The sequence below is a fragment of the Micromonospora sp. HB375 genome (assembly GCF_017872985.1).
Lineage (GTDB): Bacteria > Actinomycetota > Actinomycetes > Mycobacteriales > Micromonosporaceae > Micromonospora > Micromonospora chalcea.
Genome location: NZ_JAGGJO010000001.1, coordinates 3504892 through 3521851, shown reverse-complemented (window position 1 = coordinate 3521851; position 16960 = coordinate 3504892). Strand labels below are relative to the sequence as shown.

Sequence of the window (16960 nt, the reverse complement as noted above, 5' to 3'; positions counted from 1 at the left end):
AGCCTACGCCGTGCCGGCGATGTCGGCGCGGTCCGTCGCGCCGCCCTCCTCCCCCGGGCTGCCGTCGCGCTCGCCGTCTAGCGGGAACAGGCACGCGGCCTCGTGGCCCGGACCCACCTCGGCCAGCGCCGGATCGGTCTCGGCGCACGCGGGGCGGGCCTGGGGGCATCGGGTACGGAAGCGGCAGCCGCTCGGCGGGTCCACCGGGCTGGGGATGTCGCCGGTGAGCACGATGCGGCGGCGCTGCCGCTCGACCCGGGGATCGGCCACCGGCACCGCCGACAGCAGCGCCGCCGTGTACGGGTGCGCCGGGCGCCGGTAGATCCGCTCCGGTGGGCCGGTCTCCACGATGCGACCCAGGTACATGACCGCGATCCGGTCGCTCATGTGCTCGACGGCCGCCAGGTCGTGCGCGATGAACAGGTAGGTCAGCCCGAGGTCGCGTTGCAGGCGCCGCAGCAGGTTCATGATCTGCGCCTGGACGCTCAGGTCCAGCGAGGCGATCGGCTCGTCCAGAACGATCAGATCCGGCTCGCCGGCCAGCGCCCGCGCCACGCCGACGCGCTGGCGCTGGCCGCCGGACAGCTCGTGCGGGTGCCGGCCGGCGGTGTCGGCGCGCAGGCCGACCAGGTCCAGCAGTTCGGCCACCCGCTCCCGCCGGGCGGTGCGGGACGTGGCGAGCCGGTGCACGACAAGAGGTTCGGCGATGCTGTCGCCGACGGTGCGGCGCGGGTCCAGCGACGCCTGCGGGTCCTGGAACACCATCGCCACGTGGCGGCGCGTCGCGCGCAGGCGGCGCCGGGACCAGCGGGTCACGTCCGCGCCCGCCACCCGGACCCGCCCGGCACTCGGGTCGACCAGCCGCAGCAGCGCCAGCCCGGCGGTGGACTTGCCGCTGCCCGACTCGCCGACCAGCCCGAGCGTCTCGCCCCGGTGCACGGCGAGCGTGACGCCGTCCACGGCGCGGACCGTTCCGGCCGGGGTCGGGAAGTGCACGGCGAGGTCGTCCAGCTCGGCGATCACGTCGGGGGTGTCGTCGCTCATCCGGCCTCTCCACTGTAGAAGGTGCGGACCGTGTGCCCGTCGCCGACCGGGGTCAGCGGCGGCAGCTCGTGCTCGCAGCGCGGGTCCGCGCGGACCGGGCAGCGCGGCCAGAACGCGCAGCCGGGCGGCAGGTCCAGCGGGCTCGGCGGCGCGCCGGGGATGGCGACCAGGTCCTCGCCGCGCCGGGACGGGTCGGGCCGGGCCGCCAGCAGCGCCCGGGTGTACGGGTGGGTGGGCGTGTCGAACACCCCGTCGACCGGGCCCTGCTCGACGATGCGTCCCCCGTACATGACCGCGACGGTGTCGGCGATGCCGGCGACCACGCCCAGGTCGTGGGTGACCCAGACGACAGCGGTGCCCAGCCGCGCCTGCAGGTCGGCGACCAGCTCGATGATCTGCGCCTGCGTGGTGACGTCCAGCGCGGTGGTCGGCTCGTCGGCGATCAGCAGGTCCGGCTCGCACGCCAGCGCCATCGCGATGGCGACGCGCTGGCGCATGCCGCCGGAGAACTGGTGCGGGTACGCGTCGACGCGCCGCGCGGCCGACGGGATGCCGACCAGCTCCAGCAGCTCCACCGCCCGGTCGCGGGCGGCGCGGCGGGTCAGCCCGAGGTGTTCCTCGGCCGCCTCGGTGACCTGCCGGCCCACCGGCAGCACCGGGTTGAGCGAGGTCATCGGGTCCTGGAAGACGAACCCGACGTGCCGGCCGCGCAGCCTGCGGCGGCGGTCGTCGGGCAGCGCGGTCAGCTCGTGGTCGAGCAGCCGCACCCGGCCGGTGACCGTCGCGGCGCGCGGGGCCAGGCCGGTGGCCGCGAGCAGGGTCATGCTCTTGCCGCTGCCGGACTCGCCGACCAGCGCGAACGTCTCCCCCTGCCGTACCTGCCAGGACACGCCGGCCACGGCGCGGGCCGGGCCACGGCGGGTGCCGATCGTGACGGTGAGGTCGTCCACGGACAGCACCGTCGAGTCGGTCCTGGGCCGCTGGCGCTGGCTCGGCATGCGTTCGGTGCGCTCGCTCATGGGGTGCTCCGGCGGGCCTCGGCGAGGGTGAGCTGGCGCGGGTCGAGCACGTCCCGCAGCGCGTCGCCGACCAGGTTGAACGCCAGCACGGTGAGGAAGATCGCCGCGCCCGGGAACACGCCCAGCCACCAGGCGTCGGTGACGAAGCCGCGCCCGTCGAACAGCATCCGGCCCCAGGCCGGCGCGGGCGGCTGGATGCCGAGGCCGAGGAAGGACAACGCGGCCTCGGAGAGGATCGCGAACGCCAGCGACAGCGACGTCTGCACGATCAGCGGCGCGGCGATGTTCGGCAACACGTGGCGGCGCATGATGCGCAGGTCGGACGCGCCGATGGACACGGCGGCCCGGACGAACACCTGCTCGCGTACGGACAGCACGCCGGCACGGGTGATCCGGGCGAAGATGGGCGTGTAGACCACGCCGATGGCGACCATGGCGGTGAGCAGGCCGGGGCCGAGCACCGCCACGATGGCCACCGCCAGCAGCAGCACCGGGAACGCGAACAGCACGTCCATGCAGCGCATGAGGATGCTGTCCAGCCAGCCCCGGTAGTAGCCGGCGAGCAGCCCGAGCGTCACGCCCGCGACCAGCGCGATGCCGACGCTGACCGCGCCGACCTGCAGTGACACGCGGGCGGCGACGAGCACCCGGCTGAGCACGTCGCGGCCCAGCTCGTCGGTGCCGAACGGGTGCGCGCCGCTGGGCGGGCGCAGCATCTGGTCCACGTCGACGTCGTTGACGCCGGCCGGGGCCAGCCACGGGCCGGCCACGCCCACCACGACCAGCAGGACGAGCACGATGGTGCCGCCGACGGCGAGCGGGTCGCGGCGCAGCGCGTCCAGCACACGGCGCCCGGTGCTCTCGGTCGTGGCGCTCACTTGACCGTGATCCTCGGGTCGAGGCGGGCGTAGAGGATGTCCACCAGCAGGTTGACCAGCAGGAACAGGGCGGCCACCAGCAGCACCGCGCCCTGCAGGACGGGATAGTCGCGGGCCTGCACGGCGTCGAAGGTGAGCCGGCCGATGCCCGGCCAGGCGAACAGCACCTCGATGACGATGACGCCGCCGAGCAGGCTCGCCAGTTGCACGGCGACCACAGTCACCACCGGGATCAGCGCGTTGCGCAGCACGTGCCGCACGATCACCACCCGGTTGCGCAGCCCTTTCGCCTCGGCGGTACGCACGTAGTCGGCGGAGAGCACCTCCAGCACCGAGGAGCGGATGAACCGGGTGAGGATGGAGGCGGTGACCAGGCCGACGGTGACCGCCGGCAGCGCCACGTGGGTGGCCCACCGGCCGGGGTCCTCGGTCAGCGCCACGTAACCCGACGGTGGCAGCCAGCCGAGCACCCCGGCGAACAGCAGGATGCCCATGATGCCCATCCAGAAGTCCGGCACCGAGACGCCGAACTGGCTGAACACGCGGGCGGCGTGGTCCACGGCGGAGCCGCTGCGTACCGCCGCGACGATGCCCAGCGGGAACGCCACCAGCAGCGCGAACAGCACCGCGGTGACGGCCAGGGACAGCGTGGCGGGCAGCCGTTCCAGCACGATCTGGCTCACCGGCTGGCCGGTGCGGAAGCTGACCCCCAGGTCACCGGTGAGCGCGTGCCCGAGGTAGCTGGCGTACTGCACCGGCAGCGGCTGGTCGAGGCCGGCCCGTTCCCGCAACGCGTCGTACGTCTCCTGGTCGAACCGGGTGCCGAGCGCCACCCGGACCGGGTCGCCCGGCACGAGTTGCAGCAGCAGGAACACCACAAGGGTCACGCCGATCAGCACGACCGCCGACTGGAGTGCCCGCCGCAGGACGAAGCGGGCCATCACTTGGCCAGGGCGACCGACCGGAACCGGATCGCCCGGTCGGTGCGCACCTCGTAGCCGGAGACCTCCTTCGACCAGCCCTGCACCACGTCCGGGTTGTAGAGGTAGAGGTAGCTGGCGTCGTCGACGATCTGCTTCGCCGCCTGCTCGTACGCCTGCTTGCGGGCGCCCTGGTCGGTCTGGGTGCGCGCGTCGTCCAGCAGCTTGTCCACCGCCGGGTTCTTGTACTTGTGGAAGTTGAACGTGCCGCCGCTGTGGTGCTGGGCGTAGTAGAACTCGTCCGGGTCGATGTTGCCGAGCCAGCCCAGCATGAACCCGTCGAAGTTGCCCTTGGCCTGCTCGTCGAGCCACTGGGCGAAGTCCAGCGTACGGATCTTCACGGTGATGCCGACGTCCTTGAGCTGGGCGGCGATGACCTGGGCGGCGCTGACCGTCTCCGGGTACTCGCTGGTGACCATCAGGTCCATGGTCAGGTTGCTCACGCCGGCCTGGCCGAGCATCTGCTTGGCCTTGCCCGGGTCGTGGCTGTAGGGCGCGTAGTCGTAGTAGAACGCGCTGTCCTTCGGGATGGCGGTCTGGTTGACGGTGGCCAGGCCGAACTTCGCCGCCTTGGTGATCGCCTCCCGGTCCAGGGCGTACCCGATGGCGCGCCGCACCTCGGGGTTGTCGAACGGCTTGCGGGCCTCGTTGAGCGCCACGTACCAGTAGTCGGTGGAGGCCGCCGACTTCACCACCGGGTCGTCGCCGTCCTGCAGCGACTTGACCTGCTGCGGCGGCAGGTTGTCGGTCCACTGCACCTGGCCGCTGCGCAGGTTCTGCAGCGCCACGGTGGGGTCCTTGACGAAGGTGAACGTGACGCCGTCGAGCTTCGGCTTCTCACCCCAGTAGGCGTCGTTGCGCACCAGCTTGATGCTGTCGCCGGAGGTGTAGCCGGCCACCGTGAACGGGCCGCTGCCCACCGGCGCGGTCTTCACCTTGCCGGACTCCACGTTGGACTTCTCCACGATCGCGACGCCTTTGAACCCACCGAGGTTGGCGAGCAGGTTCGGCGTGGGCGCGCTGAGCGTCACCACCACGGTCGCGGGGTCGGGCCCGGTGACCGACTTGACGGTGGCGAACTTGTACGCGTTGTTCAGCTTCTCCTTGATGATCCGCTCGAAGGAGTAGACGACGTCCTCGGAGGTCAGCGGCGACCCGTCGGAGAACTTCACGCCCTCACGCAGCGTGAACGTCCAGGTGAGCTGGTCGTCGCTGGTGGTCCACTTGGTCGCCAGCGACGGCACCATCTTCAGGTCGGCGTCCGGCTCGACGAGCGTGTCGTAGACGTTCTCCAGCACCTGGAAGCTGTAGTAGGCCGAGGTCTTGTGCGGGTCGAGCTGGTCGGGTTCGCCGCCGATCGCGGCGTTGAGGATTCCGCCTTCGCCGCCGGCGTTCCCCCCGCCGCCGACGTCGACCGCCTCGCCGCCGGTGCATCCGGACAGGACGCCGACGGTGAGGATGAGTGCGGCGCCGAACGCGCCGAGCTTGTTCCTGGACACAGGCCCCCCTTGCCACTTCCCGGACAAAAGAAAGTTTCGGCGAGTCTTGTCTCCGAGCCGGATGATGTCAAACGAATCCAGCCAAAATGACTGGTCGATCGGTGTTGCCGGTGCGGAGTGAACGGTGGTTCAATCCGGGCCCCGACCCGATCCGCCACCGCGCTGGGAGTTGCCGCCGTGACCACACACGAGGTCGTCAACCAGGTCCCCCCGATGGTCGGCCACGACACCGCCGACGACCCGGCACTGCGCGACGGCGTGACCCGGGAGGGCGCCGAATGGGCGCTGCCCGGCCTGCACGAGCTGGGCCGTCTCGCCGGTGGTGAGGAGGCGGCCGAACACGGGCGGCTCGCCAACGAGCACCCGCCGGTGCTGCGCACCCACGACCGGTACGGCAACCGGATCGACGAGGTGGAGTTCCACCCGTCCTGGCACGAGCTGATGCGTACCGCTGTCGGGCACGGCCTGCACGCCGCGCCGTGGGCCGACGACCGACCCGGCGCGCACGTGGCCCGGGCGGCCGGCTTCTACCTGTGGCGGCCCGACGCCGGGCACGGCTGCCCGATCTCGATGACCTACGCGGCGGTGCCCGCGCTGCGGCACAGCCCGGACCTGGCCGACCGCTACGAGCCGCTGCTCACCACCCGCGATTACGACTTCGGGCTGCGCCCGCCGCAGACCAAGCGCGGGCTGCTCGCCGGCATGTCGATGACCGAGAAGCAGGGCGGCTCGGACGTACGCGCCAACACCACCACGGCCCGGCCCGAGCCGGACGGCAGCTACCGGCTCGTCGGGCACAAGTGGTTCACCTCGGCGCCCATGTGCGACCTGTTCCTCACGCTCGCCCAGGCGCCCGGCGGCCTCACCTGCTTCCTGGTCCCCCGCGTGCTGCCCGACGGCGCCCGCAACCCGATGCGGCTGATGCGGCTCAAGGACAAGCTCGGCAACCGCTCCAACGCCTCCGCCGAGGTCGAGTACGAGCACGCGGTGGCGTGGCGCGTCGGCGACGAGGGCCGGGGCGTGCGCACCATCATCGACATGGTCAACCTGACCCGGCTCGACTGCGTGATCGGCGCGGCGGCCGGGATGCGTCACGGCGTGACCACCGCGGTGCACCACGCCACCCACCGGCGGGCGTTCGGCAGCTACCTGGTCGACCAGCCGCTGATGCGCAACGTGCTGGCCGACCTGGCCGTGGAGTCCGAGGCCGCCACGCTGCTGATGGTCCGGCTGGCCGGCGCGACGGACCGGTCGGCGCGCGGCGACGACGGCGAGACCGCGTTCAAGCGCCTCGCCCTCGCAGTCGGCAAGTACTGGGTGTGCAAACGCTGGCCGGGGCACGCCGCCGAGGCGCTGGAATGCCTGGGCGGCAACGGCTACGTCGAGGAGTCCGGCATGCCGCGGCTGTTCCGCGAGTCGCCGCTGAACTCGATCTGGGAGGGCTCCGGCAACGTCGCCGCGCTGGACGTGCTGCGCGCGCTCACCCGGGAACCGCAGGTCCTCGCCGCGTACGAGGCGGAGGTGGCCGCCGCGGCCGGCGCGGACGCGCGACTGGACGCCGCGGTGCGCCGGGTGCGCGACGAGCTGGCCGACCACACCGACCTGGAGCTGCGCGCCCGGCGCGTGGTGGAGCGGCTGGCGCTGGTGCTGCAGGGCGCGCTGCTGGTACGCCACGGCCACCCCGCGGTCGCCGACGCGTTCTGCGCGTCCCGGCTCGGCGGCGACCACGGCCAGGCGTACGGGACGCTACCCGGCGGACTGGACCTGTCCGCGATCATCGACCGCGCCACCCCGAAGATCGGCTGAGCGGCGATGACGCGTCTGGTCTCGGCCCACCTGTATCCGGTCAAGTCCCTCGGCGGCGTCGACGTCGACCGGGCCGTGGTCGAGCCGTGGGGGTTGCGTCACGACCGCCGCTGGGTGGTGCTGCGCCCCGACGGCGGCAAAGTGGGCTCGACCGCCCTGCCGGCGCTGCTCGGCCTGACCGCCGCGCCCGGGCCCGGGTCGCTCACGCTCACCGCCCGCGACGGGTCGTCGCTGACAGTCGCCGAGCCGGTGGACGGGCCGCTCGTCCCGACCGACGTGTCCCGGCTGGACACGGTCCGGCTCGCCGCCGACGAGGCCCACGACTGGCTCTCCGCGCGACTGGGCCGGCCGGTGCGGCTGGCCTGGCTGGACGACCCGCGCCGCCGCCCGATGTCGGCCGAGCACGGCGGCCGGCCCGGTGACCCGCTGAACCTCTCCGACGCCGGACCGCTGCTGGTCGCCACGGCGCCGTCGCTGCGGTGGCTGCGGGACTGGATCGTCGAGGGCGCGCTGGAACGCGGCGAACCGGCCCCGGAGCCGCTGGCGATGGCCCGGTTCCGGCCCACTGTGGTGCTCGACGGGCCGTTCGAGCCGTTCGCCGAGGACGGCTGGACACGGGTGCGCATCGGCGCCGTCGACTTCCGGGTCTCCGAACGCTGCGACCGCTGCTCGGTGACGCTCATCGACCCGCAGACCCTCGCCAGCGGGAAGGAGCCCATCCGCACGCTGGCCCGGCACCGGCGCCACGACGGCAAGACCTGGTTCGGCGTCCGGCTGGTCCCGGAGACCACCGGCGAGATCCGCGTCGGCGATCCGGTCACCGTCTCCTGATCCGGCCGCTCAGCGGCCACGCCACTCGTCGGCCAGGATCGCGTGGACGAGCTGGTCTGCCCACCCGCCCCGGAACCGATAGCTGCGCACGTGCCGCGCCTCCCGCCGCATCCCGAGCCGGGCCATCAGGCGCGCCGACGGCTCGTTGTCCGCGTGGCAGCGGGCCACCACCCGGTGCAGCCCGAACTCGCCGAAACCCCAGTCCAGCAGCGCCCCGGCCGCCTCCGTGGCCAGCCCCCGGCCGCCGTGGTCGGGGTGGAACACGTACCCCAGCTCGGCGGTGCGGTCCGCGGCGCTGCGCCACACCAGCTCGACCGCGCCGATCACCCGCCCGTCGCGCACCACGGCGAGCGTCAGGCAGTCGCCCTCCGCGCGCAGCGCGTCCTCGCCGGCCATCGCGGTCACCGACGCCAGGGACTCCGCCCGGGTACGCGGGGCGGCGCCCGCCATCCAGCGGACCACGTCCGGGCGGCGCTGCCAGGCGTGCACGTCGTCGAGGTCGTCGAGCGTCACCGGGCGCAGCAGCAGCCGGGTCGTGCGCAGCGGGTACGCCGGGTGGGCCATCGGGCGATGGTAGGACGCGCCTAGGGTGAGCCGCATGGTCGTTTCCGCCGACGACGGCAACCCGCTCACCCAGCTCACACTCGACCAGCTCCGGGCACGCACCAGCGTGAAGTGGCGGCTGTACCCGCCGGACGTGCTGCCGCTGTGGGTCGCCGAGCAGGACGTGCCGCTGGCGCCGCCGGTGGCCGAGGCGCTGCGCCGGGCGGTCGACCTGGGCGACACCGGCTACGCGTACGGCACCGGGTACGCCGAGGCGGTCGGCGGGTTCGCCGCGCAGCGGTGGGGCTGGGCCGACTTCCCGGTCGGCCGGACCACGCTGGTGCCCGACGTCATGATGGGCACGGTCGAGGTGCTGCGCCTGGTCACCGGGCCGGGCGACGCGGTGGTGGTCACTCCCCCGGTCTACCCGCCGTTCTACGCGTTCGTCACGCACGCCGACCGGCAGGTGCTCGAGGCGCCGCTCGGCGCGGACCTGCGGCTCGACCCGGCCGCGCTGGAGGAGGCGTTCCGGCGCGCTCGCGCGATCGGCGAGCGGCCGGCGTTCCTGCTCTGCAACCCGCACAACCCCACCGGCGTGGTGCACCGGCCCGACGAGCTGGCCACCGTCGCGGAGCTGGCCGCCCGGCACGGCGTCCGGGTGGTCTCCGACGAGATCCACTCGCCGCTGGCGCTACCCGGTGCGCGGTTCACCCCGTACCTGACGGTGCCCGGCGCCCAGAACGCGTTCGCGCTGCTGTCGGCGTCCAAGGCGTGGAACCTCGCCGGGCTCAAGGCGGCGCTCGCCGTTGCCGGGCCGGACGCCGCCGACGACCTGGCCCGGATGCCGGAGGAGGTGAGCCACGGCCCGAGCCACTTCGGCGTGCTCGCGCACACCGCCGCGTTCCGGGCCGGCGGGCCGTGGCTGGACCGGCTGCTCGACGGCCTGGACGCCAACCGGGCGCTGCTCGGGTCGCTGCTGGCCGAGCACCTGCCGGCGGTGTCGTGGCAGCCGCCCGAGGGCACGTACCTGGCCTGGCTGGACTGCCGCGCCCTCGGCGTGCCCACCGAGGCGGGCGACGGCCCGGGGGTGGCCAGCGATCTGGACGGGCCGGCGCGGATGTTCCTCGACCGGGCCCGGGTGGCGCTCAGCTCCGGGCACGTCTTCGGCGCCGGCGGCGCCGGATTCGTCCGACTCAACTTCGCCACCTCCCCCGCCGTGCTCACCGAGGCGGTGACCCGGATGGGCCGGGCGGCGACCGGCTGACGGCCGGGCCGGCACCGGCGCCCCGCGGCGCCGGTGCCCCGGCCGGCTCAGGTGGTGGTCTGCCCGTCGATGCTCTCGCGCAGGATGTCCGCGTGCCCGGCGTGCTGGGTGGTCTCGGCGATGACGTGGATCAGCACCCGCCGGATGCTGCGGACCGAGCCGGGCTCGTTCCACGGCGCGTCCGGCACCGGCCAGGTCGCCGACAGGTCCTCGACGCCGGCGACGATCTCCTCGGTACGGGCGGCGACGCGCGCGTACCGGTCCAGGATGGCCGGCAGCGTGTCCCCGGGCAGCATCTGGAAGTCCCGCCCCCGCTCGATCGCCCACTGCGGCAGCTCGCGGGCCTTGCCGGCCAGGAAGTCCTCCCAAGTGACGCCTTCGGGCAGAGCGAAGGACATCGCCGACGGGCCCTCGACCACGAATCGCAGCCACGCCTCCTCGGTGGACGTCACATGCTTGATCAGCCCACCCAGGCAGAGCGCGCTGACCGTCGGCTTCTGCCCGGCCTGCTCGTCGGTGAGGCCGCGCACCGTGTTGATCAGCATGTTCCGCGCCTCGGCCAGCTCGGCCAGCAGGTCGGCCCGCTCGGCGTCCAGGGTGGTGGGGGTCGTGGTGGTGCCGGTCATCGTCATCGGTTCCTTCCGGTCCTGATCGGGTACGGGTCCACACTCGCAGGCATAGCGGTCAGGGTGTGTCCTCTTCTGCGGGCAGAATGCGTGTCGTGCCGACGACTTCCGCGCGACTGCTCTCCCTGCTGTCCCTGCTTCAGGCCCGCCGGGACTGGCCGGGCGCGCTGCTCGCCGAACGGTTACGGGTCAGCGCGCGTACCGTGCGCCGCGACGTCGACCGACTGCGCGAGCTGGGCTACCCGATCGAGAGCACCAAGGGCCCGGACGGCGGCTACCGCCTGGGCGCCGGCTCGGCGCTGCCGCCGTTGCTCTTCGACGACGAACAGGCGGTCGCGCTCACCGTGGCGTTGCAGACCGCCGCCACCGGCGTGACCGGCATCGAGGAGGCCGCCGCGCGGGCGCTGACCACGGTGCGGCAGGTGATGCCGCCCCGGCTGCGCCACCGGGTCGACGCGCTGCGGGTGATCGCCGTGGAACGCGCCGGCACACCCGCCGCGGCCCGCGTGGAGCCGGGACTGCTGATGACACTCAGCGCCGCCGTGCACGCCCGGGAGGAGCTGCGCTTCGACTACGACTCGGTGTCGGCGTCCGCTCCCGACGCGCCGCCGCGCCGCGCGCAGCCGCACCACCTCGTCACCTGGGGCGGGCGCTGGTATCTCGTGGCCTGGGACCTGGACCGCGACGACTGGCGCACGTTCCGGGTCGACCGGATCAGCCCGCGTACGCCCACCGGCCCCCGGTTCACGCCCCGCGAGCTGCCCGGCGGGGACGTCGCGGCGTACATCGCCGGCCGGTTCAAGGGCGCCACCGGGCCGGGTGACTGGCCCTGCCGGGGCGAGGTGATCCTCGACCTGCCCGCCCGGACGGTCTCCGCGTGGACCCGCGACGGCATCGTCGAGGAGCTGGGGCCCGATCGCTGCCGTCTGACCCAGGGCGGCTGGTCGTGGGCCGGGCTGGCCGCCCTGCTCGGCCGCTACGACGCCGACATCGAGGTGGTCGGGCCGCCCGAGTTGCGGGAGGCGTTCGCCCGCCTGGCCCGCCGCTACGCCGCAGCAGCGGAGGGCCCGAACCCGCCTCGGTAGCCGGGCCGGCCGGGGTGTCAGTCGGTGGGCAGGAGCGGGCGCATGAACGTGCGCTCGTACCGCAGGACGCAGCCCGACTCGTCGCGGATCCGGTCGGCGGCGACGAACTCGGGGTCCACTCCGAACCGGGCCCGGTACTGCTCGTACGCCGCCAGGCTCTCAAAGCTGAACAGCGCCTCGGCCCGGTCGCTGGCGCCCTCGGCGGGCAGGAAGTAGCCGTGGTGCACGCCGCCGTGCCGTGCCACCAGCCGCATCCAGGTGCGGGCGAAGCGCTCGAACGCCTCGATCTGTGCGGGATCGATCGTGTAGTGCACGACGCAGGTGATCACGCGGCCACGATAGCGACGGTCGGTCAGGCGGCGCAGCGGCGGTCGCCGGGGTCGGTCGTGTCGGCCAGGCCCGCGTACCGGCCCCGGTGGTAGAGCAGCGGCGACCCGACGTCGGCGTGCCGCAGCAGCTCCGGCTCGGCCAGCACGACGGCGTGGTCCCCGACGACGACCCGGTCCACCACCCGGCACAGCAGCCAGGCCAGTGTGTCGTCGAGGACCGGCACCCCTTCCGGGCCGGGACGCCAGCGGGTCGGCTCGGCGAACCTGTCGATCCCGCTGGCGGCGAACCTCCGGGCCACCTCGTGCTGGCCGTGCCCGAGCAGGTGCACCGCGACGTGCCGGGCCCGGGACACCACCGGCCAGCTCGACGAGCCCAGGTCCAGCCGGTCAGACCGTGAAGCCGTGGAACAGCACCGACGCCAGTCCGAGCGCCAGCACCAGGTTGAACACGGTGGCCGCGCCGAACACGGTGACCGGCCGCCAGCCGGCCTCGCGCAGCGACGACACGCGGACCTCCAGGCCGATGCTGACGAAGGCCACGATGAGGAACCAGACCCGCAGGTCGGTGACGATCGCCAAGGTGGCCTTGCCGTCCGCCCCGGCGACGTCGAGGTACCAGGTGGCGATCACCGAGGCGGCGACGAACCCGAGGACGAACTTCGGGAACCGCCGCCACAGCTCGCCGAGCCCCGGCCGCGGGGTGTCCGGGCGGCGCTCCACGCGCAGCGCGAAGTACGCGGTGAGGGCCACCGCCACCACGCCCATCAGCGCGTTCTGGGTGACCTTGACGATGCTGGCGATCTGGAGCGCGTCCTCACCGGCGAGCGCGCCCGCCGCGGTGACGGCGGCGGTGGTGTCGATGTTGCCGCCGATCCAGGCACCGGCGACCGCGTCCGAGAGGCCGAGCACGTCGGCCAGCCACGGCAGCAGGAAGATCGACGGCAACGCGAACGCGATGACCAGGCTGGCCGTGTACGCGAGCTGTTCCCGGCGTGCCCGGACCGCGCCGGCGGCGGCGATCGCGGCGCTCACCCCGCAGATCGACACGGCCGAGGCGAGCAGCGCCCGCAGTTTGTCGTCCAGGCCGAAGCGCCCGGCCAGCCACCAGGTGAACAGGAACACGCCGCTGATCAGCAGCAGCGCCTGGGCGATGGCGGGACCGGCGGCGCTCGCGATGACGGCGAGGTTGATCGAGGCGCCGAGCAGCACCAGGCCGGTCTTGATGAAGAACTCGGTCCGGAACGCGGCGGAGATCCGGTCGCGCAGGCCGGTCACGGTGACCACCAGGTTGCCGAGCAGGCCGAGCAGGATCGCGTAGACCGGGTACTCGATCGCGGCGGCCACCTCCTCGACCGCGCTGCCCTCGGCCCAGACCGGCACGTTCTGTTCCAGGTAGCGGGTGAGCGCGGCCAGCCCGAGCACCACCAGCAGACCCACGGCGGTCCAGGCCCAGAACGCGCCGGAGCGCAGGTCGGCCGGGGGCGGCGCGTCCGCGGGCGTACCGTCCGGTCGGTCCACTGAGGTCGCGACGGCTGGGGCGTCCGCGGTGGAGGCCGCGGGCGGCCCGGCGGCGTTGCTGCGAACGGCGGGCTCCGGTGCGGCGGCCATCACGGCACCAGCCCGGCGGGGATGACGCCGACCAGCACCAGGAGCAGCAGCGCGAGGCCGAGGACAGTGGCGGCCCAGTCCTCGCTGAAGGCGAGCCGGGACGTGCCTGCGGTGGGCGGTTCGGGTGGCGTGGGCGCGTTGCTCATGGAGGGCTCCTACGGGTACGCGCGGGCGAGGGAGGGCAGCCGAGGGCTCATCGACCCCACGGAGAGTTTCCTACTTAACCAGTAGGATTACAAGGTCTTCCCGCGCCCCGGCTCACCCGCGGCACGTTCGGCGACCACCACCGAGATGCCGTCGAGCACCCGCTGCAGACCGAACTCGAAGGCGTGATCCGGCCCGTACGCCGCGCCGTGCGCCATGCCCGCGGCCGTGCCGACCCGCGCGGCGAGCGGGAAACTGCCGGCGGTCATGAACTTCTCCAGCCAGGGCCCGTGCGTCTGCCACCACTGGTCGTCGGTCATCCCGGTCTCACGTTCCAGCTCGGCCACGTCCAGCGCGACCCGCGCCGCGCTCTTGGCGTGCCCCAGCACGAGCGTGAGCACCGCGTCCATCTCCACGTCGTCGAGCCCGATGTCCGCGACGGCGTGCAGTTCGTAGTCGTACTTCGCGAGCACGTTGGGGCCGAGCACCGGCCGGGTCGTCTCGGCGCGCAACAGCCACGGGTGGGACCGGTAGAGCGCCAGATTGTCCCGCGCGATCCGTTCCAGCCGGCCCCGCCAGCCACCCGGCACGTCGGCCGGGCGCGGAAGGTCACCGAGAACGGCGTCCACCATGACGTCGAGCAGTTCCGCCTTTCCCGGCACGTACGTGTAGACGGACATGGTGCCCACGCCGAGCGCCTCGCTGACCCGGCGCATGGTGAGCGCGTCGATGCCCTCGGCGTCGGCGATCTCGATCGCGGCGCGCACGATCCGGTCGACGCTGAGGCCCGGACCGGCGCCGCGGCTGGCCGGCTCCCGGGTGCGCCAGAGAAGGGCCAGGCTGCGGGCGGGATCGGCCTTGCGCCGGCGCTCCTTCGACATGGTGCCGTCATCCTACCGGCCACGCCGGTCGCGGCCCGTCGGCGGGACGCCGGGAAAAGCCACGAGAATTGTTCGGGCAAAAAGAATGGCGGGTTCTCCCGCCACTACCAACATATAGCGCACCCCCGGTCTTGCGGCAAGCCCCGGGTGGTGGCGCAGAATTGCCGGCCGTAACCCATTGCCGAGGCATTCGAAAAGCCGCGAAGAGCGGAGGCTCGGCCGTGCCCGTGATCGGAGACGAGTTGAATCTGCCTGCCACGAGCGTTTTCGATCTTCCCGAACGTCTGTCGGCCAAGGCCGACCCGAACCTGATCGCCGACGACGAGCGGCACTTCGCCGTCATCGCCGACAGCCTGCGCCGCTCGATCGCCGAGTTGACCGACCGGCTCGACGCGGCGCGCCGGTCCGCCGGCGGCCGGGGCCGGCAGGCCGTCGACCGGGACCAGGAGGTCCGGCGGCTGAGCGCGCGCCTGCGTACGCTGCGCCGTTACGGCCTGGACCTGTGCCTGGGCCGGATGGTCGGCGCGGACGGCGCGGCCCCGGTGTACGTGGGCCGGCTCGGCCTGACCGACGGCGCGGGCGGCCGACTGCTGCTGGACTGGCGCTCCCCCGCCGCCGAGCCGTTCTTCGGCGCCACCCACGCCGACCCGATGGGCCTGGTCAGCCGCCGCCGGTACCGGTGGAGCCGAGGGCGGATCACCGACTACTGGGACGAGGTGTTCACCGCCGACGCTCTGGCCGGGCACGCCGCGCTGGACGACCAGTCGGCGTTCATCGCCAGCCTGGGCGCGACCCGGTCGGCGCGGATGCGTGACGTGCTCGGCACCATCCAGGCCGACCAGGACGCGATCATCCGGGCCGGTTCCCGGGGCGCGCTGGTGGTGGACGGCGGTCCCGGCACCGGCAAGACGGTGGTGGCGCTGCACCGCACCGCGTACCTGCTGCACGCCGACCCGCGCCTCGGCGAGCGCCGCGGCGGGGTCCTCGTCGTCGGGCCGCACCAGCCGTACCTGAACTACGTCTCCGACGTGCTGCCCAGCCTGGGCGAGGAGGACGTGCAGATCTGCACCCTGGCCGACCTGGTGCCGGAGGGCGCGGCGGCGGCGCCGGAGACCGACCCGGAGGTGGCCCGGCTGAAGGCGTCGGCGGACGTCGTGCGGGCTGTCGACGCCGCGGTCCGGTTCTACGAGGAGCCGCCCGCGACCGGGATGACTGTCGGGGTCGGGGACGCCGAGCTGCGGCTGACCGCCGACGACTGGGCGACGGCGTTCGAGGCGGCCGGCCCGGGCGTCCCGCACAACGAGGCCCGCGACGACGTGTGGGAGGAACTGCTCACGATCCTGGTGGAGAAGTACCGCGGGGACGAGCCGGAGGAGGCGGTCCGCCGGGCACTGGGACGCGACCGGGAACTGGTGACCGCGTTCGGCCGGGCGTGGCCGCTGCTCGACCCGCTCGACGTGGTGGCCGACCTGTGGTCGGTGCCGGCCTACCTGCGCCGGTGCGTGCCCTGGCTGAGCGTCGAGGAGATCCGTACGCTGCGGCGGGCCGACGCCCGGGCCTGGACGGTCGCGGACCTGCCGTGGCTGGACGCGGCCCGGCGGCGGGTCGGCGACCCGGAGGCGTCGCTGCGGCGGCGCCGCGACGAGGCGGTGCTGGCCGCGCAGCGCGCCGAGATGGACACGGTGGTCGACGCGCTGATCGCGTCGCACGCCTACGACGACGGCGAGGGTCTGATGACCATGCTGTACGGCGAGGACATGCGCACCAGCCTGGTCGACTCCAGCGCGTTGAGCGTGGCCGATCCGGACCTGCTGGCCGGGCCGTTCGCGCACGTCGTGGTGGACGAGGCGCAGGAGCTGACCGACGCGCAGTGGCAGATGCTGCTGGCGCGCTGCCCGTCGCGCAGCTTCACCGTGGTCGGCGACCGGGCGCAGGCGCGGCACGGGTTCACCGAGTCGTGGCCGCAGCGGCTGGCGCGGGCCGGGTTCGACCGGGTCGAGGTGGCGACGCTGACCGTCAACTACCGCACCCCGGCGCAGGTGATGGCGGCGGCCGAGCCGGTGATCCGGGCCGTGCTCCCGGACGCCAACGTGCCCACGTCCATCCGCGACGGCGCCCCCGTGCGGTACGGCGACCGCGCCGAGCTGCGCGCGGTGGTGGACGGCTGGCTCGCCGCCCATCCCGAGGGCGTCGCGTGCGTCATCGGCGATCCCGGGTTCCCGGCGACCGACCGGGTCCGGTCGCTGACGCCGGAGCTGGCGAAGGGGCTGGAATTCGACCTGGTGGTGCTGGTCGACCCGGAGTCCTTCGGCGACGGCATCTCCGGCGCGGTGGACCGGTACGTGGCGATGACCCGGGCCACCGGCGAGCTGGTCGTGCTCACCGGGCCGTGACCCGTGCCCCGGGGGCGACGCACGGCCGCC

At 73.6% G+C, this 16960-nt stretch carries 16 protein-coding genes and 1 pseudogene; 5 read left to right on the top strand and 12 right to left on the bottom strand.

Features of this window, described 5'->3' with window-relative positions:
* Positions 1–3: 3 nt before the first annotated feature.
* The 5 genes from J3R08_RS16100 to J3R08_RS16080 are packed head-to-tail and all read right to left on the bottom strand — an operon-like array spanning position 4 to position 5420.
* The gene (locus tag J3R08_RS16100) at positions 4–1044 is read right to left on the bottom strand and encodes an ABC transporter ATP-binding protein (protein WP_043324164.1); all 1041 of its coding nucleotides are present in this window, start codon (positions 1042–1044) and stop codon (positions 4–6) included.
* Positions 1041–2063, bottom strand: a complete 1023-nt coding sequence (locus J3R08_RS16095; protein WP_209961851.1) for an ABC transporter ATP-binding protein — start codon at positions 2061–2063, stop codon at positions 1041–1043. The genes J3R08_RS16100 and J3R08_RS16095 overlap by 4 nt, the downstream gene beginning before the upstream one ends.
* Complete coding sequence (locus J3R08_RS16090; protein WP_043324166.1) at positions 2060–2941, bottom strand: ABC transporter permease; 882 nt, start codon at positions 2939–2941, stop codon at positions 2060–2062. Before J3R08_RS16090 ends, J3R08_RS16095 begins: the two co-directional genes overlap by 4 nt.
* The gene (locus J3R08_RS16085; RefSeq protein ID WP_030502381.1) at positions 2938–3882 is read right to left on the bottom strand and encodes an ABC transporter permease; all 945 of its coding nucleotides are present in this window, start codon (positions 3880–3882) and stop codon (positions 2938–2940) included. Before J3R08_RS16085 ends, J3R08_RS16090 begins: the two co-directional genes overlap by 4 nt.
* A complete protein-coding gene (locus J3R08_RS16080; protein WP_209961849.1) occupies positions 3882–5420 on the bottom strand; it encodes an ABC transporter substrate-binding protein in 1539 nt (512 codons plus the stop codon). The genes J3R08_RS16085 and J3R08_RS16080 overlap by 1 nt, the downstream gene beginning before the upstream one ends.
* 177 nt (positions 5421–5597) lie before the next feature.
* Between J3R08_RS16080 and J3R08_RS16075 the strand changes: the two genes are divergently transcribed.
* Complete coding sequence (locus J3R08_RS16075) at positions 5598–7226, top strand: acyl-CoA dehydrogenase family protein (RefSeq protein ID WP_209961848.1); 1629 nt, start codon at positions 5598–5600, stop codon at positions 7224–7226.
* A gap of 6 nt (positions 7227–7232) precedes the next feature.
* Positions 7233–8057: an MOSC domain-containing protein gene (locus J3R08_RS16070; protein WP_209961847.1), complete on the top strand. Its 825-nt coding sequence runs from the start codon at positions 7233–7235 to the stop codon at positions 8055–8057.
* Between the two features lie 9 nt (positions 8058–8066).
* On the opposite strand, the gene J3R08_RS16065 is transcribed toward J3R08_RS16070, so the two are convergent.
* Complete coding sequence (locus tag J3R08_RS16065) at positions 8067–8621, bottom strand: GNAT family N-acetyltransferase (protein WP_104113076.1); 555 nt, start codon at positions 8619–8621, stop codon at positions 8067–8069.
* A 34-nt stretch (positions 8622–8655) separates the two neighbouring features.
* Between J3R08_RS16065 and J3R08_RS16060 the strand changes: the two genes are divergently transcribed.
* Positions 8656–9864, top strand: coding sequence for a MalY/PatB family protein (locus J3R08_RS16060; RefSeq protein WP_209961846.1), 1209 nt, complete (start codon positions 8656–8658; stop codon positions 9862–9864).
* Positions 9865–9911: 47 nt separating this feature from the next.
* Here J3R08_RS16060 and J3R08_RS16055 read toward each other — a convergent pair whose 3' ends face one another.
* Positions 9912–10490, bottom strand: a complete 579-nt coding sequence (locus tag J3R08_RS16055) for a DinB family protein (protein ID WP_209961845.1) — start codon at positions 10488–10490, stop codon at positions 9912–9914.
* 86 nt (positions 10491–10576) lie between these two features.
* Here J3R08_RS16055 and J3R08_RS16050 point away from each other — a divergent pair, with 86 nt between their 5' ends.
* Positions 10577–11575 carry a YafY family protein gene (locus tag J3R08_RS16050; protein ID WP_043324179.1) on the top strand — a complete coding sequence of 333 codons (999 nt, stop codon included), beginning with the start codon at positions 10577–10579 and terminating at the stop codon, positions 11573–11575.
* Between the two features lie 17 nt (positions 11576–11592).
* On the opposite strand, the gene J3R08_RS16045 is transcribed toward J3R08_RS16050, so the two are convergent.
* From J3R08_RS16045 to J3R08_RS16025, 5 genes and pseudogenes are all read right to left on the bottom strand, one after another.
* Entirely contained in the window at positions 11593–11904 is a 312-nt protein-coding gene (locus J3R08_RS16045) for an NIPSNAP family protein (RefSeq protein ID WP_043324181.1), read from the bottom strand.
* 23 nt (positions 11905–11927) lie between these two features.
* Positions 11928–12320: pseudogene (locus tag J3R08_RS16040) on the bottom strand (flavin reductase family protein); the annotation flags it as partial.
* Entirely contained in the window at positions 12292–13512 is a 1221-nt protein-coding gene (locus J3R08_RS16035) for a YeiH family protein (protein WP_209961844.1), read from the bottom strand. The pseudogene J3R08_RS16040 and the gene J3R08_RS16035, both read right to left, overlap by 29 nt.
* Positions 13512–13658 (bottom strand): hypothetical protein, encoded by a 147-nt coding sequence (locus tag J3R08_RS16030; protein WP_176722891.1) that lies wholly within the window; start codon positions 13656–13658, stop codon positions 13512–13514. The genes J3R08_RS16035 and J3R08_RS16030 overlap by 1 nt, the downstream gene beginning before the upstream one ends.
* Positions 13659–13745: 87 nt before the next feature.
* Positions 13746–14537: a TetR/AcrR family transcriptional regulator gene (locus tag J3R08_RS16025; RefSeq protein WP_209961843.1), complete on the bottom strand. Its 792-nt coding sequence runs from the start codon at positions 14535–14537 to the stop codon at positions 13746–13748.
* A gap of 221 nt (positions 14538–14758) precedes the next feature.
* Between J3R08_RS16025 and helR the strand changes: the two genes are divergently transcribed.
* Positions 14759–16930 (top strand): RNA polymerase recycling motor ATPase HelR, encoded by a 2172-nt coding sequence (gene helR / locus J3R08_RS16020; RefSeq protein WP_209961842.1) that lies wholly within the window; start codon positions 14759–14761, stop codon positions 16928–16930.
* Positions 16931–16960 lie beyond the last annotated feature (30 nt).

Bases quoted from the DNA above. Each gene is read 5' to 3' on its own strand.
- J3R08_RS16100 (WP_043324164.1), bottom strand. From the start codon at position 1,044: ATGAGCGACGACACCCCCGACGTGATCGCCGAGCTGGACGACCTCGCC.
- J3R08_RS16095 (WP_209961851.1), bottom strand. From the start codon at position 2,063: ATGAGCGAGCGCACCGAACGCATGCCGAGCCAGCGCCAGCGGCCCAGG.
- J3R08_RS16085 (WP_030502381.1), bottom strand. From the start codon at position 3,882: ATGGCCCGCTTCGTCCTGCGGCGGGCACTCCAGTCGGCGGTCGTGCTG.
- J3R08_RS16070 (WP_209961847.1), top strand. From the start codon at position 7,233: ATGACGCGTCTGGTCTCGGCCCACCTGTATCCGGTCAAGTCCCTCGGC.
- J3R08_RS16065 (WP_104113076.1), bottom strand. From the start codon at position 8,621: ATGGCCCACCCGGCGTACCCGCTGCGCACGACCCGGCTGCTGCTGCGC.
- J3R08_RS16060 (WP_209961846.1), top strand. From the start codon at position 8,656: ATGGTCGTTTCCGCCGACGACGGCAACCCGCTCACCCAGCTCACACTC.
- J3R08_RS16055 (WP_209961845.1), bottom strand. From the start codon at position 10,490: ATGACCGGCACCACCACGACCCCCACCACCCTGGACGCCGAGCGGGCC.
- J3R08_RS16050 (WP_043324179.1), top strand. From the start codon at position 10,577: ATGCGTGTCGTGCCGACGACTTCCGCGCGACTGCTCTCCCTGCTGTCC.
- J3R08_RS16035 (WP_209961844.1), bottom strand. From the start codon at position 13,512: ATGGCCGCCGCACCGGAGCCCGCCGTTCGCAGCAACGCCGCCGGGCCG.
- J3R08_RS16030 (WP_176722891.1), bottom strand. From the start codon at position 13,658: ATGAGCAACGCGCCCACGCCACCCGAACCGCCCACCGCAGGCACGTCC.
- J3R08_RS16025 (WP_209961843.1), bottom strand. From the start codon at position 14,537: ATGTCGAAGGAGCGCCGGCGCAAGGCCGATCCCGCCCGCAGCCTGGCC.